The 20585-nt window shown below is 44.1% G+C and carries 22 protein-coding genes; 11 read left to right on the forward strand and 11 right to left on the reverse strand.

Translation table 11 applies throughout. The features are described from left to right. Positions 1–134: 134 nt before the first annotated feature. A complete protein-coding gene (locus tag JGK07_RS00215; RefSeq protein WP_293176098.1) occupies positions 135–1568 on the forward strand; it encodes a transposase in 1434 nt (477 codons plus the stop codon). 13 nt (positions 1569–1581) lie between these two features. On the opposite strand, the gene JGK07_RS00220 is transcribed toward JGK07_RS00215, so the two are convergent. Further along, the gene (locus JGK07_RS00220) at positions 1582–3501 is read right to left on the reverse strand and encodes a transglycosylase domain-containing protein (protein ID WP_293176100.1); all 1920 of its coding nucleotides are present in this window, start codon (positions 3499–3501) and stop codon (positions 1582–1584) included. 319 nt (positions 3502–3820) lie between these two features. On the opposite strand from JGK07_RS00220, the gene tyrS reads away from it, so the two are divergent. The 3 genes from tyrS (at position 3821) to JGK07_RS00235 (ending at position 6595) form a co-directional block, all read left to right on the forward strand. Further along, positions 3821–5053: a tyrosine--tRNA ligase gene (tyrS, locus tag JGK07_RS00225; protein WP_293205664.1), complete on the forward strand. Its 1233-nt coding sequence runs from the start codon at positions 3821–3823 to the stop codon at positions 5051–5053. A gap of 243 nt (positions 5054–5296) precedes the next feature. Beyond that, complete coding sequence (pyrF, locus tag JGK07_RS00230; protein ID WP_293205666.1) at positions 5297–6004, forward strand: orotidine-5'-phosphate decarboxylase; 708 nt, start codon at positions 5297–5299, stop codon at positions 6002–6004. 9 nt (positions 6005–6013) lie between these two features. Beyond that, the gene (locus JGK07_RS00235) at positions 6014–6595 is read left to right on the forward strand and encodes a hypothetical protein (RefSeq protein WP_293205592.1); all 582 of its coding nucleotides are present in this window, start codon (positions 6014–6016) and stop codon (positions 6593–6595) included. A 23-nt stretch (positions 6596–6618) separates the two neighbouring features. Here the strand turns inward: JGK07_RS00235 and JGK07_RS00240 are convergent, their stop codons facing one another. Together JGK07_RS00240 and JGK07_RS00245 are read right to left on the reverse strand one after the other, a co-directional pair. Further along, complete coding sequence (locus JGK07_RS00240; protein WP_293191182.1) at positions 6619–8430, reverse strand: bifunctional serine/threonine-protein kinase/formylglycine-generating enzyme family protein; 1812 nt, start codon at positions 8428–8430, stop codon at positions 6619–6621. Between the two features lie 209 nt (positions 8431–8639). After that, entirely contained in the window at positions 8640–9326 is a 687-nt protein-coding gene (locus JGK07_RS00245; protein ID WP_293176108.1) for a uracil-DNA glycosylase, read from the reverse strand. A gap of 227 nt (positions 9327–9553) precedes the next feature. On the opposite strand from JGK07_RS00245, the gene JGK07_RS00250 reads away from it, so the two are divergent. Continuing rightward, on the forward strand, positions 9554–10225 hold the full coding sequence (locus JGK07_RS00250) for a phosphoribosyltransferase (protein WP_293191181.1): 672 nt from the start codon (positions 9554–9556) through the stop codon (positions 10223–10225). Between the two features lie 42 nt (positions 10226–10267). Further along, positions 10268–10558 carry a hypothetical protein gene (locus JGK07_RS00255; RefSeq protein ID WP_293176112.1) on the forward strand — a complete coding sequence of 97 codons (291 nt, stop codon included), beginning with the start codon at positions 10268–10270 and terminating at the stop codon, positions 10556–10558. A 170-nt stretch (positions 10559–10728) separates the two neighbouring features. On the opposite strand, the gene JGK07_RS00260 is transcribed toward JGK07_RS00255, so the two are convergent. The 4 genes from JGK07_RS00260 to JGK07_RS00275 all read right to left on the reverse strand — a co-directional run bounded on the left by JGK07_RS00260 (position 10729) and on the right by JGK07_RS00275 (position 13578). Continuing rightward, entirely contained in the window at positions 10729–11100 is a 372-nt protein-coding gene (locus JGK07_RS00260) for a VOC family protein (RefSeq protein WP_293197098.1), read from the reverse strand. A 62-nt stretch (positions 11101–11162) separates the two neighbouring features. Beyond that, complete coding sequence (locus tag JGK07_RS00265) at positions 11163–11996, reverse strand: DUF3037 domain-containing protein (protein WP_293176116.1); 834 nt, start codon at positions 11994–11996, stop codon at positions 11163–11165. Between the two features lie 27 nt (positions 11997–12023). After that, complete coding sequence (locus tag JGK07_RS00270) at positions 12024–12806, reverse strand: HipA family kinase (RefSeq protein WP_293197097.1); 783 nt, start codon at positions 12804–12806, stop codon at positions 12024–12026. Between the two features lie 151 nt (positions 12807–12957). Then, on the reverse strand, positions 12958–13578 hold the full coding sequence (locus JGK07_RS00275) for a histidine phosphatase family protein (RefSeq protein ID WP_293197096.1): 621 nt from the start codon (positions 13576–13578) through the stop codon (positions 12958–12960). Between the two features lie 55 nt (positions 13579–13633). On the opposite strand from JGK07_RS00275, the gene JGK07_RS00280 reads away from it, so the two are divergent. After that, a complete protein-coding gene (locus tag JGK07_RS00280) occupies positions 13634–14086 on the forward strand; it encodes a hypothetical protein (RefSeq protein WP_293176122.1) in 453 nt (150 codons plus the stop codon). A gap of 108 nt (positions 14087–14194) precedes the next feature. On the opposite strand, the gene JGK07_RS00285 is transcribed toward JGK07_RS00280, so the two are convergent. Together JGK07_RS00285 and JGK07_RS00290 are read right to left on the reverse strand one after the other, a co-directional pair. After that, positions 14195–14539 carry a hypothetical protein gene (locus JGK07_RS00285; RefSeq protein ID WP_293197095.1) on the reverse strand — a complete coding sequence of 115 codons (345 nt, stop codon included), beginning with the start codon at positions 14537–14539 and terminating at the stop codon, positions 14195–14197. An 81-nt stretch (positions 14540–14620) separates the two neighbouring features. Continuing rightward, positions 14621–14767: a hypothetical protein gene (locus JGK07_RS00290; RefSeq protein ID WP_293176126.1), complete on the reverse strand. Its 147-nt coding sequence runs from the start codon at positions 14765–14767 to the stop codon at positions 14621–14623. 89 nt (positions 14768–14856) lie between these two features. Here JGK07_RS00290 and JGK07_RS00295 point away from each other — a divergent pair, with 89 nt between their 5' ends. The 4 genes from JGK07_RS00295 to JGK07_RS00310 all read left to right on the forward strand — a co-directional run bounded on the left by JGK07_RS00295 (position 14857) and on the right by JGK07_RS00310 (position 19032). Continuing rightward, entirely contained in the window at positions 14857–15693 is an 837-nt protein-coding gene (locus JGK07_RS00295) for a PHP domain-containing protein (protein WP_293176128.1), read from the forward strand. Positions 15694–15971: 278 nt separating this feature from the next. Beyond that, positions 15972–16181 carry a CsbD family protein gene (locus JGK07_RS00300; protein WP_293197093.1) on the forward strand — a complete coding sequence of 70 codons (210 nt, stop codon included), beginning with the start codon at positions 15972–15974 and terminating at the stop codon, positions 16179–16181. A gap of 136 nt (positions 16182–16317) precedes the next feature. Beyond that, positions 16318–17910 (forward strand): AAA family ATPase, encoded by a 1593-nt coding sequence (locus tag JGK07_RS00305; protein ID WP_293176132.1) that lies wholly within the window; start codon positions 16318–16320, stop codon positions 17908–17910. Then, positions 17911–19032 (forward strand): hypothetical protein, encoded by a 1122-nt coding sequence (locus JGK07_RS00310; RefSeq protein WP_293191179.1) that lies wholly within the window; start codon positions 17911–17913, stop codon positions 19030–19032. A 51-nt stretch (positions 19033–19083) separates the two neighbouring features. Here JGK07_RS00310 and xseB read toward each other — a convergent pair whose 3' ends face one another. Together xseB and xseA are read right to left on the reverse strand one after the other, a co-directional pair. Then, complete coding sequence (gene xseB, locus JGK07_RS00315; RefSeq protein ID WP_293176136.1) at positions 19084–19311, reverse strand: exodeoxyribonuclease VII small subunit; 228 nt, start codon at positions 19309–19311, stop codon at positions 19084–19086. A gap of 5 nt (positions 19312–19316) precedes the next feature. Continuing rightward, on the reverse strand, positions 19317–20477 hold the full coding sequence (xseA, locus tag JGK07_RS00320) for an exodeoxyribonuclease VII large subunit (RefSeq protein ID WP_293223789.1): 1161 nt from the start codon (positions 20475–20477) through the stop codon (positions 19317–19319). Positions 20478–20585 lie beyond the last annotated feature (108 nt).

The raw sequence follows: 20585 nt of genomic DNA on the forward strand, positions 1-20585 counted from the left end.
AATCCTGTCTCTGGTAAGGTTCGGGCTTTCTTCTCGAACCGCTCGAAACGAGCCGGACTTTCCAAAAGCCCCCGCTTTTAAGCGTGGGGTTCCTTACTCTATACTGTGGGAAGGTCGAAAAAAAGGAAGTTTTCATGCAACTGACGTACAAATACCGCCTCAAACCTACGAAAGCCCAACTAGCAACAATTTCGACTCATCTAGAGCTTTGTCGCCGGCAGTACAACTACCGATTGAGTGAAAGATTCAGATGGTGGGAGTCCACAAGAACGCCTGTCAATGCCTGCCCTTTAATTGCTTCCATAGTGCCTGTTGAGGAAATTTACCAAAATATTCCTCTGACTAGAGTGCAAACTAGAGATGGCAGAAAGAAAGATGAATCAGGCAATCCTTTGACCAGGAAAGGTGATGTTTTCTCGAATATTGAAGGCGGATACGTGCAGTGGCAAACCATCCAGTTAGCCGATCTAAAAAATACTAAAAAGCTATTTCCTGATTACAAAACTTTGAATTCTCAAGTTTTGCAGGATGTGATTAACCGAGTGGAAACTTCCTTTTCAAATTTCACCACACCCGACAAAAATGGCAATCGTAGAGGCAAGCCCCGATTTAAAGGATTTCACTACTACAAATCTTTTACTTATCCTCAATTAGATAATTTAGATATCGCCAAGGATGAGCAAAATAGGATTTGCATTAACCTTGCCAAAATAGGTCAAATACCGATGGCATTCCATCGTCCAATACCAACAGGATTAACGGTTAAGACGGGGACAGTTATTAGAGAAGCGGACGGGTGGTATATTTCCCTGACGCTAGAAGATAAGACGGTTCCCGTGCCGGTTGCAGAAATTCAACCGACTGATGAAAACACTCTTGGTATTGACTTGGGAATTACTAATTACGCTTACCTTTCTAATGGCGAAAGAATTGAAAATCCTAGATTCTTGAGGAAATCTGCCGAGAAATTAGCAAAACTTCAGGCGAAGCTAGCTAGTAGAGTCAAGGGTTCTAAACCTTGGCAAGTTATAAAAAGCAAGATTTCTAGACTGCATCAATTTGTAGCTAGAGCGAGACTTGATTTTCAATTCAAGACGGCACATGAATTGTTTCGTAAATGCGATGTTTTGGTGGCTGAAGATTTGAGTATCAAGAATTTGACAAGACGCGCTAAAACTAAAACCGAGATCGACAATGGTAATTTAGTTTATTTGCCAAACGGTCAATCTGCCAAAAGCGGCTTGAATAAATCAATGCTTGATGCTGCTCACGGTCAGTTTGCTAATGTTCTCAAGTATGTTGCCTGGAAATTGGGTAAAAATCTTTTGTTTGTCGAGCCGAAGGGAACTTCTCAGTATTGTTGGAATTGCCTCAATAAAGTACCAAAAGAGTTATCGGAAAGATGGCATTCTTGTCAGTGCGGTGAGTCTTTGGATCGAGATGAAAATTCAGCCAAACTTATCAAGAAAATTGGTCTGAGCGATCAAAGTGGCGGGGGAACTCCGTCACTCAAAAAAGCCTTTGCAAAAAAGGAAAAAGAAGCCTGCGGTCTAACTGTACTCAGTTGACCGTCAGGTTCGTTCACGGTCGTTCAAAAGATGAAGCAGGTTTGAAATCTTCTTCAGGAACGCCCTGCAAAGCTTGGCTCATAAAATCGCGCCAAACAGGGGCAACGATTGTACCGCCAGTAGCACCGTAGCTCATCGGTGTGTAATCGTCGTTGCCTATCCAAACAGCCACCGACAACTGCGGCACGTAACCCACAAACCAGATATCCCTTTCTGAGGAAGTTGTGCCAGTTTTCCCAGCAGCGGGCCTCCCAATTTGGGCAGCCTTGGCAGTACCGTTGTAAATTACTCCTTGCAGGGCGCTGTTGACGGATGCCGCAGCCCAGGCGTTGAGAACTAATTTTGGTTTGGGCGTGTTGTCAAGCAAGACGTTGCCGCTGCTGTCGGTGACTTGCACGATAAATGTGGTGTCGGAATGCCAGCCGTTGTTGGCGAAGGTAGCAAAAGCTCCGGCCATTTCTAAAGGAGTGAGGTCAACTGCACCCAAGGGTAAAGAAACTACGGGTTCCATGGGACTTCTGATGCCGAGCACCCGGCAAATTTCAATTACTTTATTCAATCCGACTTCTTGGCCGAGCTTGACAGCGGGAATGTTCAGTGATACTTCCAAAGCTCTGCGGATGCTGACGGCACCGGAGAAGCCGCCGCCGTAGTTTTGAGGGTAGTAGTATCCGTCGCCGTCGCGGTAGCCGACGGGGGAGTCGTAGACAACTGAATCGGGGCCGTATTTGCCTGTAGCAAAGGCAGCGTAGTAGATGAAGGGCTTAAAGGAAGATCCGGGCTGGCGGCGTGCTTGAATGGCGCGGTTGAATTCACTCTTTTGGTAATCGACGCCACCAACCATTGCTTTGACGAAGTGGGTGCGGGGATCGACGGCTGCTAGGGCAATTTGACCTTGGTCGCGATCGTAAAAAAGTCCTTGATAGTAAAGTCGATCGTGCCACGCTTTGACGGTTTCTTCGGCGATGCGCTGTAGTTTGAGGTCGATCGTAGTTTGAACGCGCATTCCACCCTTGAGGACGGCATCTCGCCCAAAACGCCGTGTCAACTCCTGGACTACGGCTTGTGTGACGTAAGGAACTTGAGAGCCACCAAAAGAAGTGATTTTGCCCAGCTTAATTTTTTGCGCTCGGGCGCTTGCTTCTTCAGCTATTGTAATCCATTTGAGTTCTCTCATCCGGGTTAAAACGATTTCCTGCCGTTCTTTTGCCAACTTGTAGTTGACAAAAGGACTGTATTCTTCGGGAGCGGAAATTAAGCCGGCCAGCATCGCTGATTCTGCAAGGCTCAAATTCTCGGCTGACTTGTTGAAATAGCTTCGAGAAGCTGTCTCTACGCCGTACAAGTTGTGACCTAAATAGATTTGATTTAGGTACAGTTGCATAATTTGGTCTTTGTTAAGAATTTGCTCCAAGCGGATAGACATTACCGCTTCAGCTATCTTGCGACTAAATTTTGATTGGGGAGATAGAAACAAGTTCTTGACTAGCTGCATCGTCATAGTCGAGCCGCCTTCAACGGTTCTACCTTTCTCTAGGTTGACTATGAGAGCTCGGGCTATCCCGCCGGGGTTGATACCTTTGTGGGTAAAGAAGTTGCTATCTTCGATCGCCAGAACAGCCCGTTTCAGGTTCGGGGAGATTTTTTCAAGGGGTACGACATCCCGGTTAGCTTCATCGTGGATGCTGGCTAGGGGGCGGCCGTTGATGTCATAAATGTGGGTAGTTTCGGTGGGAGAGTAGGTTTGCAAGATGCGAACATCTGGCAAATTGCGGAAGCTGATCGCTAGGCCAACCAGTCCGCCGGCGACTACGGAACTGGCAAGCATGGTCATGCTGAGTATGGTTCCGGCGGTCACTTTGCTGACTGACTGAACAAACTCGAATACAGGGGCTGGGTTTTCCGTATTTTTGCGGACTGCGTTGGTTGACACGTGGATTTCACTTCCTCACTCGATTTGGGGTTTAAGACTTTTAATTTTAGATGGCAAGGCTGGAGGCTGTCAGTTGATCGATTTTAGATTTTAGGTTTTAGATTTTAGATTTTAGATTTACTCCACTGATAAATTTAGGAGTTTGAACCTTAGTCTAAAATTGTGGGATGTCCGCGACTCTTGTCGGGGCTGGTATCCCTTTCTGGATGGGTTTGCTAATAAAAGCTGGTCAGCTTTGAGATTATAGTAGCTTGATAGTTGTGTGTTTATGTGTCAATCAGTGAGTGTAACTAATTCTGCTGCACTTTTGCAAAATATAATGATGGACGATCGCTCTTTTATGATTTCTCCTAACTTTTCTGGAATTTACCGCGGCATCAGCGAAATTTTTCCCGATCGACCTGATTCTAGCAACCCTGACGAAAATCTGGCCCAACTGCTGGAAAAAGTCGATCGACCGTTGCGAGTCAAACTGGGAATCGACGCCACAGGGGCGAACATTCACTTGGGACACAGTATTTGCTTCCGCAAGCTGCGAGCTTTTCAGGATGCAGGCCACACGGCGGTACTGGTCATCGGAGATTTTACCGCAAGAATTGGCGATCCGACTGGGAAGTCGGAGACGCGCGCTCAGTTGACAGCCGAACAAGTGGCGGAAAATGCCAAGACTTATTTAGACCAAGTGCGTCCGATTCTAGATTTTGACACGCCCGGACGTTTGGAAATTCGCTATAACTCCGAGTGGTTGTCAAAATTGGACATGGCGAAGATTTTGGAACTGCTAGGCACGATGACGGTGCAGCAGATGCTCGCTAAAGAGGGATTTGATAACAGGATGCAGCAGGAAAATGCGATTTATTTGCACGAGTTTCTATATCCAGTAATGCAGGGTTACGATTCAGTAGTGTTGGAAGCCGATGTGGAGTTGGGGGGAACTGACCAAAAGTTTAATATTGCGGTGGGAAGAGATTTGCAGCGGCATTTTGGGATGAAACCGCAGTTTGGTTTGCTGATGCCGATTTTGATCGGGACTGACGGCGTGCAAAAGATGTCGAAGTCTTTGAATAATTATGTCGGTTTGTCGGAAGATCCGCTGACGATGTATTCTAAGTTGGAGAAAATTGCCGATCGCTCGATCGCCCAGTATTTCGAGCTATTGACAGATTTGCCACTTGATGAATTGCCAGAAAATCCGCGCGAAAAACAGAAACTTTTGGCTGTGGATGTGGTAAGTCAGTATTTTGGGAAAGCAGCGGGCGATCGGGCACAACAAGATGCGATCGCGCTAATCAAAGGTGCGGCGGGACAAGCTGATGCTGTGGCGGAGTTTTCTTTAGCAAGCGTGGAGTTTCCGGCCAAGTTGTTTTATATTCTGAGTGCTAGCGGGCTTTGTAAGAGCAGCGGCGATGCACGGAAGTTGATGCAGGGCGGCGGAGTGAAGTTGGAGGGTGAGAAAGTTTCGGATGTTAATCTTACCTTTGAATCACCAGGTGATTTATGCGGTAAAGTTTTGCAAGTAGGCAAAAATAAGTTTGTCCGCTTAGTGGATTGAGTTGGGATTTGTTAACCGCCATTGGTGTCAACTTAAGTCTATAACCCTTGATAAATCTCGCTTTGCTCCGAGGCCAGATCCCCCTAAATCCCCCTTAAGAAGGGGGACTTTGAGAATACTCTTGTCCCCCCCTTCTTAAGGGGGGTTAGGGGGGATCTAGGCCCGAACCTCAAACAGCAGTCTGTGACTACGTTTGATGTTTTGACACCAATCTACTATGAAGTTCTTACTACGAACGGTACTATGATCGCAGATAAAATTATTGTTCCTTTGGATGTCCCCAGTCAAGAAAGTGCGATCGCCCTGATCGACAAACTGCCAGATGTATCATTTTGGAAAGTCGGTTTAGAGTTATTCGTTAGCTGCGGGCCGGCAATTATCGAGATTCTGAAAGAACGGGAAAAACGGATTTTTCTCGATTTGAAATTTCACGATATTCCGAATACTGTGGCGGGTGCTTGTCGTGCTGCTGCTAAATACAATGTAGATTTATTGACCATCCATTCTACTTGTGGTAAAGATGCTTTGAAAGCGGCACAGTCAGCTTTGGTAGAAGGGGCGGCGGCGGTTGAGAAACCGACTCCTAAATTGATTGCAATTACGCTGTTAACGAGTTTGAATTCGCGACAGTTGGCTTTCGAGTTAAAGATACCTTTAGAGTTGCCGGAATATGCTTTGCACATGGCATTGTTAGCTAAGGAAACAGGTTTAGCTGGTGCTGTTTGTTCTCCCCAAGAAGCGGAACAGTTAAGAATGAGTTGCGGGGATGATTTTTTGTTGGTTTGTCCGGGGGTTCGTCCAAAATGGGCTGATGGAGGCGATCAAAGGCGATCGATGACTCCGAAGGCTGCTTTAAAAGCTGGTGCTGATTATCTGGTGATTGGGCGGCCGATTACGGCTTCCGACGATCCGGTGGCGGCTTTTGCGCGGATTTGCGAAGAGATTGGATAAACAGAATCGATGAACACAGATCAACTTCCATCCGCGTTAATCTGTGTTTATCTGCTAATATCTGCGATCGCAAGTCCGACTTTGGCTGCTAATTTTGTCACAAATGCCGATCGCAGTATAAACGCAAGTCGGTACAGTTTGTTAGCGCGATCGCCCTGTCCGGCTGATTTGGAAGCTTTAGTCGATCGCCTGTTGCAGGATTTGCCGAGTTATGCTAACCGGGTAATTGTGCGATCGGGCTTTGCTCCTAACAATTCTAGGGCGATCGGTGACGTGCAGCGTCAAATAATTTTAGCAGGTCGCCCGGAGTTTGAACCGCTACCTTTAAATTTTGCAGAAGCACTTCCCGAAAATGCCAGTCAAGTTTTTATTACTACTTTGGAACTGCAATATCGCGGAGGAAAGCGAGTCGAGATTCAGCAATATCACTGGCTGTTTTTAGCTAAAACAGAGAAGGGCTGGGAATTAGTAAAAATTGTTTCTAGGTTTGGTACAGTGGCGGATGTTAGTCCGTTGTCGCCGGCAGAAAACGAAAAAAGCGCAATTGCTGAGGCGATTCGTTTGTGGTTGCGAGATTGTTATGCAAAATGAGAAAGTATCAAGGGTTGAGAAGTTCATACACCAACACATACAACTCGAAAACCACAGTCATGATAGTCAAATTCCGGCGTATTGAAAAAGCGAAAAGCAGAACGGCAATTCCTCGGATGGTAAAGCCACGACCCCCCGCGCAGCACCCTTGCTATTTTATTATTTTGAGATTTTACTAATAATTCAATAGAATTTTGATAGCGATTATCATTACATTTTTCATCCCAGGCGCTACCATCAGTTGGTGCTCCGTAATAGCTACCGTGCCAGGGGTCAACGCACCACTCCCAGACGTTCCCGTGCATATCATATAAACCAAAAGCATTGGGAGAAAAACTGCCTGCATCTGTAGTTTGTTCTCGATACTGACTTTTTGGTGAATTATTGTAAGAGTAATTACCGTTATAGTTAACAATATCTGTAGTAATTGTTTCACCAAAATAGAACGGTGCAGTCGTACCAGCACGACAAGCATATTCCCATTCTGCCTCAGTGGGCAAGCGATAATTGCGTCCAGTATGTTTAGATAACCTAGCACAAAATTCCACCGCCTCATACCAAGAGACATTTTCTACTGGTAGGTTATTGCCTTTGAATTTAGAGGGGTCTGGGTTGAGATGATATTGAATTTGTGGCAATTTAGCAACGGCTTTCCACTGTGCTTGTACGATCGCATATTTTCCGAAAAGGAAAGGTTGAATTGTGACAGGATGTTGAGGTTTTTCTTTATATTGGCTTTCTGCTTCAATGTCTGGCGCACCCATTGTGAAGGTTCCACTGGGAATTCCTATCATTTCTAACTGCACGCCATTTTCCAAGTCTTCAGTAAAGGATTTGAAGTAAGAGGCTTTTGGTTTAAATTTAGCTGATATTTTATTAGCTGCTGCTGAAGAATGAACGGGTTTTGCTGGCGGTAGTGGTGCTAATATTTGATTGGGTAATACTGAGATTGAATCAAGAGCTTGCAATACTTCTCCTGCTGATTGATAGCGCGCACCAACTGGAAATAGTATCATTTTATCTAAAATTTTTGCCAAGTCCTTGTTGAGATGAACTGTCTTGTTTTTCCAGTTCCATTGCATTTGCATCGGATCGAAAAGTTCATCAAACAAAATTCCATTTATCTCTTTCAGGAAACATCCGGTTAATAACCGAATGCAAGTTACACCAAGACTGTACAAGTCACTCGCTGGAAAAACATGACCTTGCATTTGTTCCGGTGCCGCATAACCAGGAGTGCCAGTTACAGTTCCCACTTTAGTCAAAACACTACCGCTCAATTCCTTGGCAACTCCAAAGTCAATCAATACTAAAGAACCGTGAGAATTTCTAATGATGTTTTCCGGCTTAATGTCTCGGTGAATTACCTTTTGGTTGTGAACAAAATCTAATATCGGTAGCAATTCATTCAGTAATTGTTTAATTTGTTTTTCGCTAAACTTTCCCTGCTGCTCTAATTCTTTTAATAAATCCTCACCGTCTATAAATTCTTGTACTAGATAGAAGCGTTTATTTTGTTCAAAAAATGCCAATAGATCGGGGATTTGAGGATGTTTGCCTAAATCTCGCAGTCTGACTGCTTCTTGTTTGAATAACTGCGTCGCTTTCTGGATGGCGGCATTCCCTTGTAGTTGCGGGAGAAATTGTTTGATTACACAAATTGTATCGAGTCGATGTTCGTCTACGGCTTTGAATGTACGGCCGAAAGCTCCTTCGGAAATGTATTTTACTGCACGGTATCTGTCTCCGAGTAGCAGTTTGTTTCCGCATTTTTGGCAGAATTGGGTGATGGGTGGGTTGGGATGGAGGCAGTCGGGATTAAGGCATTGACTCATAATTTTTTTTGGTTTAATATTTTTAGATTAACATAATTTACCTATTTTAATACCAGTTGCCAACAAGCTACTGTTTGACGATTAGACCCTCGATCCCCCCTAGCCCCCCTTAATAAGGGGGGGACAAGAGTGAACATCAAAGTCCCCCTTTTTAAGGGGGATTTAGGGGGATCGAGACTCTGGTAAAAGCGAGATTTATCATGCTCTCTTTAACTTACCGCTTTGAATTCATCCAATTTAGCTTTTACTGCCTGCATATCTTGCCACATAAACCATTTTGGTGTTTCCGGTTCGCGGGAGGGATTTCGCAACAAGTATGATGGGTGAAAAATTGGCATACACAAACGTCCTTCCCATTCAATCCATTGACCTCGAATTTTACTAATTGGTCGCTTGTCGCTTAACAAACCTTTTAGGGCTGTAGCACCAGTTAATAAAATGATTTTGGGGTCTAAGATGCGAATTTGTTCGAGCAAGTATGGTTTGCAAGCTTCGATTTCTTTTGCTGTGGGAGGGCGGTTGTTGGGAGGGCGACATTTGATGACGTTGGCTATGAATGCGTCGGTTTCTGTGCTCAATTCTACGGATTCTAAAATCTTATCTAACAGTTTGCCCGATCGCCCTACGAAGGGTAATCCGGTTTCATCTTCATTTTGTCCGGGCGCTTCTCCCACAATCAAAATCGAGGCTTGAGGATTGCCGCGCCCGATGACGGCGTGAGTGCGGGTATTTCCCAATTCGCAGCGGTGACAGCGGTTGCAGTGTTCGCCGATTTGTTCCATGTTTTGATAGGTGCCGGCGGGAATGGGAATTTTGGCATTTGCTGGTATTGAGTCGTTTTGGAAAGCAGCACTTTGATTGCTGTCAAAAAGGCTGAGTTGCAAGTCGCTGGACATATGTTTAAACAGTTGATAGTTGACAGTTGACAGTTGATAGTTGATAGTTGATAGTTGATAGTTGATAGTTGACAGTTGATAGTTGATAGTTGATAGTTGACAGCGAAAATCCGATCTAGGTTTTTGCTCTAATTGTGCACCGTCAATTGTCCGCTGTTAAAGATAGAGGGGATTTTGGGGAAGCTAGAGTTATAGTTTAGATCGGGTTTGCTCGTACAGGCAAAAATATGTTCTCTAACCCGTTTTTTGACGATCGCGCCGATGCAGGCGAAAAACTGGCCGAGGCAGTTGCAGGCGAGCTCGGCAAGTTGAATTTAACAACACAGGATACTATTAAACCGATTGTTTACGCCTTGCCGCGCGGGGGTTTGCCGGTTGCTGTACCGATTGCGCGCCGCTTGGGCTGTGCTTTGGATGTGGTTGTCGCCAAGAAAATTACTCGCCCAGATAATTTGGAATTGGCGATCGGGGCTGCAACTGCTGACGGCCAGGTTCTCTGGCAAAAGCAAAATCAGCAAAATTTACGCTTGCAAAAATCAGCACTCCAGCAGGCTGAAAATAGCGCTCAATCTCTGTTGGCAGATTTGGCTTCGGGACGGCCCAATGTCAGCGCAGCGGGGTCTTTGGCGATTTTAGTGGACGATGGGATTGCGACGGGGATGACGGTGGCTGTGGCGGCGCAGGCTTTGCAGTCGCAGCAACCGATGGCTTTGTGGATTTGCGCGCCCGTCGCCCCGCCAGAGTTGATGGGATTTTTGGCGCAAATCGCCGATAAGTTGATTATTTTGGAGACTCCTCATCCTTTTTACAGTGTCAGCCGTTTTTACGCCCAGTTTCCGCAGGTGGAGACGGCGGAGGCTTTGGTGTGTTTGCAGCGACAGATTGAATGGCGATCGTAGGTTAAGCTGGAAGGCTACATCCAAAAGCTCGATCGTTAAAACATGAGAAGTTGGGAATATTGGTTGAACACTGTGATTCTGTCTAGCCAGCAAAATCCGCCTCGGTTTGTTGAGTTGGTGATGTTGACTTTGGCGATGATTTTTCTCGGGCTGTGGAGTGTAACGTTGCAGTGGCAGTATTTAACGCTGTCTTTGAGTTATATCATTGGTTCCTCTTTCTCAATTTTGGTGCGGGAATATATCGGGCCGCGGCCTCAATTTCAGTGGACTCATTTCACTGCTTTGTTATTGTTAATTATCAGTTTTTATAGTTTTGCTGAATTGATTAGATAGTTGAGGGGTTGTGAAGGAACCACCGGCGGGCCAGACGCCTGTTCCACCACAGAATCACCACCACAGAATCACAGGCGAGACGCCTGTTCCACTACAGAATCACCACCACAGAATCACAGGCGAGACGCCTGTTCCACCACAGACTACAGGCGGGAGGATTATTTTAGATTCTAATGGGATTGATGCAAAATTAGGCGATTTCCGGCGGGATCGAAGGCATAGATTTCTAAACCGTGTGAGGCTTTGATAATTTCTCCGGCGGGGGGATATCCTAAGGCCCAGATTCGGGCGATCGCAGTTTCTATATCGCTGACTTCCAAACACAAACTCATGCCTGTTTTGGCTCGATTTGCAAATTCCGATTTGTGGGAATCTTTGGGTTTGAATATGCCGAGTCTCAGACCGGGGAGTTGAAATTCAGCATAATTATTGGGAATGTAAGGGTTTGGTTCTAGGTCGAGAAATTTGGTGTAAAATTTAACTAGAACTTCTTTGTCAAGGTCGGCTAAAGTTACTAGGGCGGCGCTGTATTGGAAACTCATATAAATGGGTAATGGGTAATTGGTAATTGGAGATTGGGGGAATTGGCAATGGGAAAATCGCTTTACCTATGCAATAGATTCCCCTTCTCAAGTCTTTCGATTACCCAACTTTCAACATCTTCTTCTTGAAGAACCTTTGCACCAAGTTCTGAGTACGTCGAGGTAGCTTGCTGATAATTTTGCTGAGATTCTTGATAGTTATCAGCGTCTTTTTTTGGCGGTAGTGCCATGATTGCAATAGGAAAATTAGGTTGACACTGTTTTACATCAGTAATCATCCAAAACAGAGATTTTTGCAGGTGTTCCGGTATCTTCACCTCAAATGATACACCGTGTGCTGCCAAGTAAGGTTGCCCATTAGCAACAACTGCATCAAACTTGTGAGAGTCTCGACTACCCTGCACGGAATAACTTGTTTTTAGGAGTTCTTTAGCATCATTTTTCACGTACTTTTGAAAAACATTTCTAAATTTAGAAGTGGTCAATCTTGCAGCATCTTGGCGGTCACGTCGATGCGGCTTTTGGGAATTCAAATCTACCAAAAAATTACTAGCAATATCTTCTAGTAAACTATCGACATCTGCTAAGGAGCCACGAGGTTCTGTCCACTGAATACTATTGAGCCAATCCTGGGCAATTTTATTTAAACGTTCCTGATAAGGAGCATTTGGGTTATCCCCAGGAAAAATCAATCCACAGTCAGCAGCTTGGGACATTCGCTGAGCAAACTCTTTCAAGAAAGTAACATCTTCCATGCCAAAATGCCGCACCCGCTCCCAGTTTGTGAGAAACTGAACGCGCACCTGTTCTTCGTTAAAAGCAACAACGCCAATATTAATCCGTTCGTTAGCAATTGGATTGGGAACGTATTGAACGATACTATACTTGCTTGCCATTGTTTCCGCCTTTTTGTCTGACAGTGGCTATAAGAGCGCCAGTAAATCCTGTCTTCTTTTAACAATATACTCTACCATGGTAACACGCTCGTCAATTGTAAATCCCCATTCCCTGGGCGGAGCAGCCACAGCTTGAATAATGCTTTCTTCGCTGACAGCATCGAGAAGCATAAGTCCCTGGCTAATCTCCTCTGGCTTTAGTTGACATTTAGAAACAAGGTGGGGGTTTATCTCAGCATTAGCAGCTTCGAGCAAGTCGCGCTGGTTCCACTTTGGGCCGCCTGGAAAGAAATGACCGTGGTCTACAGAGTAAACTAAATTGGGACGAAAATTTTGATAGATGAATTGACAGTCATTAGCATATACCCATCCGTACAGCAAAATCAGCAAAGCAAACCTTTCGCGGTTTTCGGGCTGGTTTGTGTGCTTGATTTCTTCTCTTTCGGCAGAACATTTAGGGATGTAAAGCGTAGCATGAGCCGTTCCAGGAGTAAGATAAGAAAATCTAGAATCTTCAGCAATTAGTTCCTCATAAATTTCAACAATACAAGGTTCTCCCACAGGTGCTCCGATTGCGATACCGAGTCTTGCTACCACCTGATCGTTGACGATTTGACGCCCTGCTTGTTGCCCCTTGATGACATATTCCCGCTTATCAATGCCCCGTGCTAAAACTGGACGTGCGGCAGAAGCCCACCCTGAATGAAAGGTAATGATAATTATCGGATCTTCAGCTCGATCGATTCCGGCTTCTAAACAATCTTTCCACCTTTTTCTTCTCTCTTGCTTAGTCTCTGCACTATCGCTCACAATAATTTTGCAGTCATAAATTTGCTGGAAAATTATACATTATCACTTTAGATAGCAAGACTCAACGATTTTTTTTCTCGTGCTGCGAAGGAGACAAAGGAAGAGGAAAGCAAGAGTTCGCGAAAAATTCGGCAAGGATTGCTACACATTCTTAAAATCCGCCAATTCGTCCGACTATTTGAATTTTCCCTTGTCCGTCGCTTTTAAGAATCACAGCTTCGCCGCTTGGGGGAAGAATATCTGTAATTGCTGTAATATTTACTTGATGAGTTACCAGAATAACCGCGCCTTTTGTGTTGCGGTTGTCAACAATTAATTTGCGGATTGTCGCTGTTTGTCGGGCTTCTTGGCTGCTGTCGCTAAAGAACGAGTTAAGTGTTCTTAATGGCTCGACTTTGCCTAAATTTATTAGTTTTGCTGTTTCCAGACACCGACACCACTGACTTGATAAAACTCTGGCAATTTTGATGTTGCGGTTGCGAAATTCGGCTCCAATTTGCTGGGCTTGGGTTCTTCCCTGGGCTGATAAGTTGCGCTGGGTGGAACAGTCGCCCAATTTAAAGTTAGCAGGATCTCCGGTTCCAGGGGCGATCGCGTGTCGCATTGCCACCACCAACCCTGTCTCGCCCCGCTGCAACAATTGCCATCCGGCTTGAGTCTCGGCGTTGGTTGCTGCGTCAGAAGTTGCAGTTGCATTGATTATGCCGATCGACAATACTAAAGCTAGCGAGCCCAAAAACCATTGACCGTTGAGGTGAATTCGCGCAGCCATTGTTCCAGAAGCTAGAAATTATCTTATCATATTGTAATACAACAAATATTTCTCTATGGAACTCACCAATTTTATTGCTCTGTCTGTGATTGTTGTGGCTGCCCTGGGGATTGGCATGGGAACAATGACTTGGGCTTACTCCGGTAAGGGCAGCATTTCGGTACTGTTTAAAGAACCTATTTTAAACTCGCCAGAATTTCCCGATACTGACAGCGGTAGGAAAGCTGCGGCTTATTTCCAAGCTGGAATTGAGGCTTATCAGTCGGGAAATTACCGCAAAGCTGAAGATAAATTTACTAGCGCCATACAAGAGGTTTCAACGGCAGAGGCTTACCACAATCGCGGTTTGATTTTTGCGAATTTGCGATCGGATGGTGAGGCTGTTGCAGATTTGATCCGTGCTAGCGAATTATACCAAGAGCAGGGTAATGGAAGTGCGATCGACAGCATCAAACAAAACCTGGAAGCGTTGAAGCAGCGCAAGTTAGAACGGGAGAAGCAAAAATAAATCAAAAAATAATAACGAAATTCCCGGCTTTTTTAAGAAGTCGGGAATCAGAGAGGGCAAGCTGAATTTACGTTTGCTGCCAATCAAATTTAAATATTAGTTATGATTTTAAAATAGTCTTGTATCTTCGATTCTGTCAATTTGAGCAATCAACATTTCTCGGCTACAAGCAACGTGTCGATAATTAGTAATTGGATCGTAAGCTTCCCATTCTTGAGTTACTTCGCGGTCTTGCCACATAAACCATTCGCGGTAAATTTCGCCTTCATCAATATCGGCGCATACAGCCAGCCAATCATCTCCTCCCAAACTGCTGTAATCTCCTCCCACTAAGTCGATCCAAGCAGCAGCGATACAATAGTCCATGTTACTGTGAGAATTCATCCCATGATTGTTGGAATTAATTTTTTGAGAGTGTACGGAAGTTTCGGGGAAGCAAAGAGTAGATTTCATATGTATTTCCTGAATGTCATGTTGTTACTTTAGAAAAAATCCCTGAGTCATGGTGTTCGCCAAATGCCACTATCCGTACCTTCACACTTTTTCGCTCGATCGCGGATGACGGGCGATCGCACTCAAACGTTTGTCCTGTATAACTTGAGAGTGTGTTTCTGCGTACAAGCAACAGACGCTAAATTCAGCCAATTCGCCAACTGGCACAAGGGCGAAGCTGGAACCCATAGTTAGGAATCACGGACTAAGGTTATACTTGCTGAGGGGGTTAGTTTCAGTACAGTTTGCAAAGTCGATCGATAATTAATCAGGTCAATATGCTAGAGCTTCACTGCCATACAACTTACTCCGACGGTACTCTCACCCCCAGCCAACTCGTAGCAGCCGCCGCTGCCTCAGGAGTTAGGGCTTTAGCCATCACGGATCACGATACGATGTCGGGTTGGGACGAAGCCTTCGCCGCCGCTAGCTTGTACAATCTAGAAATAGTACCAGGGCTAGAACTCAGTACGGTACATAACGGTCGATCGCTGCATATTTTAGGTTTTTATCCCGATGCAAATAAGCTGCGAGATCCTTTGAAAGCGCGCCTGGAAGGACGGTTTCGGCGATCGCAGGAAATGGTAGAAAAACTAGCAGCAATGGGATACGCGATCGAACTGCCAACAACATCCCCAGGAATGGCACCGGGAAGGCCTCACATTGCTAGCGCGCTGGTAAAAGCCGGTTACGCCAAATCATCCCGGGAAGCCTTCGATCGCTGGCTGGGAGATGACGGCCCGGCTTACGTGCATTACGAGAAATTCTCGATCGCAGAAGGCATCGATTTACTCAAGAGTTGCGGCGCAGTACCAGTCTGGGCTCACCCTTATTTGTTTCGCGGCGGCGCTGTTGAGGAAGTCTTGAAAGAATTAGTAGATGCTGGTTTAATGGGAGTTGAAGTATACCATCCCAGCCACAGTTCCAGCCAAATTCATAAGTTAAAACAATTGTGCCTCGATCGCGGTTTGCTGATGACAGGTGGCAGCGATTATCACGGCCCCGAAGTAGAAAGAAATGAAAGGAAAGGTGTTGAAACTACTCACTTGAATATGCTGCATATACCGTTAGAATTGCTCGAACCGATTAAAGTTGCAGCGGCGAGTTTAAAATAGTTTGTAACTTTTTGGGCGGGCTAGAAGCCCACCCCACAATAATTTGAGTATAACTGTAGGGTGCGTGCCTCAGTTTTTATCAGAGTAAATCTGAATAATCAAGTCATTCTGACGCACCCTACTACTGCGGTTTCTGTATCAATAAAATATTGGGCAAAAACTCTACTGAAAACCAATAAAAATCAAAATCAACATAAATTAATGTGAAGTTAGCGAGCAACTTCTGTTGAGCTAATGTTAGGGTGGTAGTAGCGTTCAACTACTCAATGGAGCTGATTATGAGTACAGAAGACAGAGCAAAGGCGATCGGCAAAAACGTAGAAGGCAAAGCTCAGGAAATTTTCGGTAACATCACGGGCAATAAGAAAGACCAGGCAGAAGGCAAAGCAAAACAAGCGGAATCCGCCGCCCGCCACGCAGCAGAAGATGTGAAAGATGCGGTAAAAAATCTGACGGATAAGGCCAAAAAGGCGATCGACAAATTGTAAGCTGTCGGGCATCTAGATTGTATTTTTGGGGCGGGCTTCCCGCCCGCCCCAAAAGATTTTAATCAAAATTAAATCTAAGATTTAGAGGCGTCTGGGCAGATAAAATATTAAAGCTATTCCTTATTAAGAGGTATGAATGGATTCTATTAGAGTGGAAAGATTACGCTGTCTGGCTGACACTGGCTATATTGAGTTAAAGCCTATAACTGTTCTTCTTGGGCAAAACAGTTCAGGTAAGAGTAGTTTTCTGCGTATTCTTCCTCTATTGAAACAAAGCCTAGAATCTAGAACAACTGGGCCAATACTTTGGTCAGGTCGCCTAGTTGACTTCGGTAATTTTGAGGATGCTCATCAAACAGGAGCAGAAGATAATATTGAATTTTCTTTTAACTTCAAGCTCGAATCAAGACAGTTTCCCTCTGCTAGAGATTTTTCTTACTTTCTTTTTTCGGGAGAAGCAAAGATTTTAAACACTTGTGATATAACGTTAACTCTCCAAGTCTCAGAAAATAAAAAGAAAGAAACAACAAGAACAAGTAGAATCTTTTTGCAGCTTGAAGATTCAAAAATCCAATTATCTTTTGGTGAGGATGATTCTCTAACGGACTTTTTCGTAAATTCATTTAACGTTTTAAATTTGGGTAATAAATATGTTACTAGAAAATTTGACAGGAGTCTGATTCTGCCAACTATTACTGAAAGTGAGCAAAAAAAAGAATATGAATTTGAAAAATCATCCTCACTATCTCCTGGTTTTGTGAGATATCGTTCTCGCTTCAGAGCTTTATTTCAAGCTTTGATAGACAAAACCAAAGAGACGGCTCATCATGCAACTAAGTTAGAGACTATTATTCAAATGGCACTCTCTTTTGGTCTCGGCAACTCAGAAAATATGTTAAAAGATATTCAAGAAAATAATATTGCTGGCAAATCTTGGAAGAATAAAACTAAGAATTGGACAGTTGAGACAAAAGATTTTAAAGATTTAAGGGATCTGATTATCGCAAATGCGATACCTTTTATTCTTGAAAAATGTGATGATACACTAGCGAACTTCTCAAAGAATATTAGCTATATTGGGCCAGTACGAGCTACAGCAGAGCGTTATTACCGAACTCAAGATTTAGCTGTTGATGAAGTGGATTACCAAGGTAATAATCTTGCAATGTTTTTACGCAATCTAACTGATTCAGAAATGAAAAACTTTTCTACCTGGACTTTAGATAATTTTGGATTTAAGCCATCAATTAAATCTAGCCTTGGTCACATTTCAGTAAAAATTCGTTCTAAAAATTCTGATAAATACCTGAATGTTGCTGATACTGGATTTGGTTTTTCTCAAATTCTTCCTGTTATTACTCAATTATGGTTACTAAGTTCATTTCGTCGAGTAAACCGAGGAACAATAACCTACGCTATTGAGCAACCTGAGTTACATCTTCATCCCCGTCTGCAAGGAACTTTAACAGATGCATTGGTTAAGTCAATCAAAGCAGCTAAGGAGAAGAAGATTCAGCTACGTTTAATGATTGAAACCCATAGTGAAGTATTGGTAAATCGCCTCGGACAATTAGTTTCCGAAGGTAAAATTTCTCCTGATGAAATCAACATTGTTTTATTTGAGCCATGCGATAAACCAGGAGAAGTAAGAATAAGAAACTCTCAATTCAATTCAGATGGGTATCTTTTAAACTGGCCGCTAGATTTTTTCGAGATGGAACTTGTATAAATGCTAATTTTGATTGATAGCTCTGTAGTAGATAAGGGAGATGAAAATACTTGGGACGATGAGACTGTTTTGGCTTTAGAAAATCTTGCATCTGCCCGTCGGGAAGGTAAGCATATAGTAATGGCTAAGAGAGAAACTTTTAAAAAAATTGCTCAATGCTCTCGTTTATCTCAATTTGCTAGAAAAATTTACCATAAGTTATACAACCAATCTACACAATTTCAATCCTATCTTTCGGCGGTAACAAGATATATTGAAATTGTTAATCCTTGTTATGAACCAGCAGTGATTTCTGATTCAGGTAAGCAAATTATTAAAGTTGGCCCACGTTTTTTTAATGATTCAGAGTCTGTACAGAAAACCATACTCTTGTGTGAAAATAGTGATGATGCTGTTTTATACGAAATTATAGCAAAAGTTTATCTTATATGGAAAAAGATGAATGTAAAAATAGTATGCGAACCTAGAGGTGGTGGTGGTAATACAATTTCTAGTGAGTATATTAATATTCAAAAATTTAAAAAACGCTTTTGCCTTTGTATTGTAGATAGCGATAAAATTGCTCCTGATGGAAATCTAGGCTCGACGGCATCTCGCCTCCAAGCTTTGAGCGATTCTACTTGTATAAATACGGAAAATTTTATTCTTGATTGCCGTGAAGTTGAAAACTTAATACCTAATTCAATTTTATCTGAACTGTGTTCCAAAAATCAGGAAAGACTCAAAGCATTAAAATTTTTTGAAGATATTAGTAGTAGTGCAGTCGATATTAGGTATTTTTTAGATATAAAAAAAGGAACTAGAATGAAGGAAGTTATTCAATCAAGTAACCCTAATATTAAGTCTTTTTGGGAAGTAAAGATTTCTATGAGTCCCCATATATTAAGTTGTATAGATAATTGGTGTCAAGTTAACTGGCAATGCAGTAGTAGTGGAGAATGTCAATGTAAAATCTCACTGGGATTTGGAGAAAGTACGCTCAGCAATACCGTTGAATATCTTAAACAAAAAAGTCCTCATGAGATTGCCAGAATAATTGATAAGTCCATGGTTTCTGATTGGGAAAAGATGGGACAGGTTGTGATGAACTGGTGCATTGCTGAAAGTCCTATTCGTGCTTGATACTTTGCTATTACTTGTTTATTTATAAAGGCGAAGCGCCTAAATCTGCGGTTAAAAATCCGGTTCCGCAGCTAAAAGTTCGATCGCCAAATCCATCTTATCCTTCCCCCGCGCCAGAAAACCTTCGCACTCCTGCAAACACTCCACAGCCACCGCAAACTGCTCAAAAACCTCCTCTAGAGGCAACTCTCCCGACTCCACTCGATCGATAATCGCTTCAATTCGATCGACCGTTTCCTCATAATTCCAGCCAGACTGACGCAACTGCGAGTTAACCATAATATTTATTCAGCATCCAAAACTTCCACAATCTTAACCTTCAGCACACCGCGACTCAACCTCACAGTCAACTCCTCGCCCAATTCCAAACCCTCGGTTTCGCGGACAATCGTACCGTCACCTTGGATTACCGCCGCATAACCCCTTTCCAAAACCGCCGCCGGATTTAGCGCCGCTAACTTTTCTTGCAATACCTCCAGTTTACCAGTTGCTTGCCGCAAAGTTCGCGATGTCGCAGGCAACCGTTTTAAGCGATTTTGTAGCTGTTGCAAATGCTGTTCTTCTTGCTGAAATCTTGCCCGCACAACACTTGCTAAATTAAGCATTCTCTGCCTGTGTTCCCAGTAAATATCTGCCAAAATTGGTACGGCTTGAGTAGCGGCCGCCGTCGGAGTATGCGCTCGTTTATCTGCTACTAAATCTGCCAGAGATTCGTCTCTTTCGTGTCCGATGCCTGTAATAATTGGAATTGTGCAATTCGCGATCGCCCTGACGACTCTTTCATCGTTAAAACAAGCCAAATCCTCCGCAGAACCGCCGCCCCGCCCTAAAATTATGACATCCGCCCTACCGTCCAATTCTACACGGGCGATCGCCCTAACAATCGCAGCAGCAGCCAAATCCCCCTGCACTCCTGTCGGCGACAGCAACACCTGCAAACCCTGATATCTCTGCGCTAACGTGCGCTGAATATCCCCCCAAGCAGCACCAGTATCCGATGTCACCACCGCCACAATCTGCGGGTGTGCGGGAATCGGGCGCTTTCTGGCGCGATCGAAGAAACCCTCAGCTTCCAAGCGCGATCGCAATTGCTGCAACCGCAAAGCCTCCAATCCTTCCCCACCCGGTAGCGATTTGGAAACAATCAACTTGTAATCCCCGCGAGGTTCGTAAACCTGAATGCTTCCGAAAACCAGCAATTGCTCGCCTTTTACGGGCATTCGTCGCAAGTTTTGCTGTTGATAAGTCCACACCACGCAGGTAATCGCAGCGCTTGTGTCGGGATCGCGTAGAGTGAAATAACAGCCGCTGGAATGCCGCGAAACGTTCGACACCTCGCCCGTTAGCCAAATCGATCGCAGGTTGCGATCGCCCTCCAGCAATTCTTTCAGGTATGATGTTAGTCCGCCCACCGATAACGTTGTGTCAGGGAAAATTGAATTCATTAAACAATTGTAGATTTGAGATTTGAGATTTGAGATTTAGGCTACTATATCTAAGGTATTTATTTGTAGGTCTATCCTCTGCGAGGGCTTCTCTACCGGCGAAGGTAA

Source organism: Microcoleus sp. PH2017_24_DOB_U_A, assembly GCF_020738205.1.
Lineage (GTDB): Bacteria > Cyanobacteriota > Cyanobacteriia > Cyanobacteriales > Microcoleaceae > Microcoleus.

Bases quoted from the DNA above. Each gene is read 5' to 3' on its own strand.
- JGK07_RS00240 (WP_293191182.1), bottom strand. From the start codon at position 8,430: ATGAGTCAATGCCTTAATCCCGACTGCCTCCATCCCAACCCACCCATC.
- JGK07_RS00285 (WP_293197095.1), bottom strand. From the start codon at position 14,539: ATGAAATCTACTCTTTGCTTCCCCGAAACTTCCGTACACTCTCAAAAA.
- JGK07_RS00275 (WP_293197096.1), bottom strand. From the start codon at position 13,578: ATGGCTGCGCGAATTCACCTCAACGGTCAATGGTTTTTGGGCTCGCTA.
- tyrS (WP_293205664.1), top strand. From the start codon at position 3,821: ATGATGGACGATCGCTCTTTTATGATTTCTCCTAACTTTTCTGGAATT.
- JGK07_RS00305 (WP_293176132.1), top strand. From the start codon at position 16,318: ATGGATTCTATTAGAGTGGAAAGATTACGCTGTCTGGCTGACACTGGC.
- JGK07_RS00280 (WP_293176122.1), top strand. From the start codon at position 13,634: ATGGAACTCACCAATTTTATTGCTCTGTCTGTGATTGTTGTGGCTGCC.
- JGK07_RS00265 (WP_293176116.1), bottom strand. From the start codon at position 11,996: ATGGCAAGCAAGTATAGTATCGTTCAATACGTTCCCAATCCAATTGCT.
- pyrF (WP_293205666.1), top strand. From the start codon at position 5,297: ATGATCGCAGATAAAATTATTGTTCCTTTGGATGTCCCCAGTCAAGAA.
- JGK07_RS00250 (WP_293191181.1), top strand. From the start codon at position 9,554: ATGTTCTCTAACCCGTTTTTTGACGATCGCGCCGATGCAGGCGAAAAA.
- JGK07_RS00235 (WP_293205592.1), top strand. From the start codon at position 6,014: ATGAACACAGATCAACTTCCATCCGCGTTAATCTGTGTTTATCTGCTA.
- JGK07_RS00215 (WP_293176098.1), top strand. From the start codon at position 135: ATGCAACTGACGTACAAATACCGCCTCAAACCTACGAAAGCCCAACTA.
- JGK07_RS00290 (WP_293176126.1), bottom strand. From the start codon at position 14,767: ATGGGTTCCAGCTTCGCCCTTGTGCCAGTTGGCGAATTGGCTGAATTT.
- JGK07_RS00310 (WP_293191179.1), top strand. From the start codon at position 17,911: ATGCTAATTTTGATTGATAGCTCTGTAGTAGATAAGGGAGATGAAAAT.
- JGK07_RS00260 (WP_293197098.1), bottom strand. From the start codon at position 11,100: ATGAGTTTCCAATACAGCGCCGCCCTAGTAACTTTAGCCGACCTTGAC.
- xseA (WP_293223789.1), bottom strand. From the start codon at position 20,477: ATGAATTCAATTTTCCCTGACACAACGTTATCGGTGGGCGGACTAACA.
- JGK07_RS00255 (WP_293176112.1), top strand. From the start codon at position 10,268: ATGAGAAGTTGGGAATATTGGTTGAACACTGTGATTCTGTCTAGCCAG.
- xseB (WP_293176136.1), bottom strand. From the start codon at position 19,311: ATGGTTAACTCGCAGTTGCGTCAGTCTGGCTGGAATTATGAGGAAACG.
- JGK07_RS00300 (WP_293197093.1), top strand. From the start codon at position 15,972: ATGAGTACAGAAGACAGAGCAAAGGCGATCGGCAAAAACGTAGAAGGC.
- JGK07_RS00245 (WP_293176108.1), bottom strand. From the start codon at position 9,326: ATGTCCAGCGACTTGCAACTCAGCCTTTTTGACAGCAATCAAAGTGCT.
- JGK07_RS00295 (WP_293176128.1), top strand. From the start codon at position 14,857: ATGCTAGAGCTTCACTGCCATACAACTTACTCCGACGGTACTCTCACC.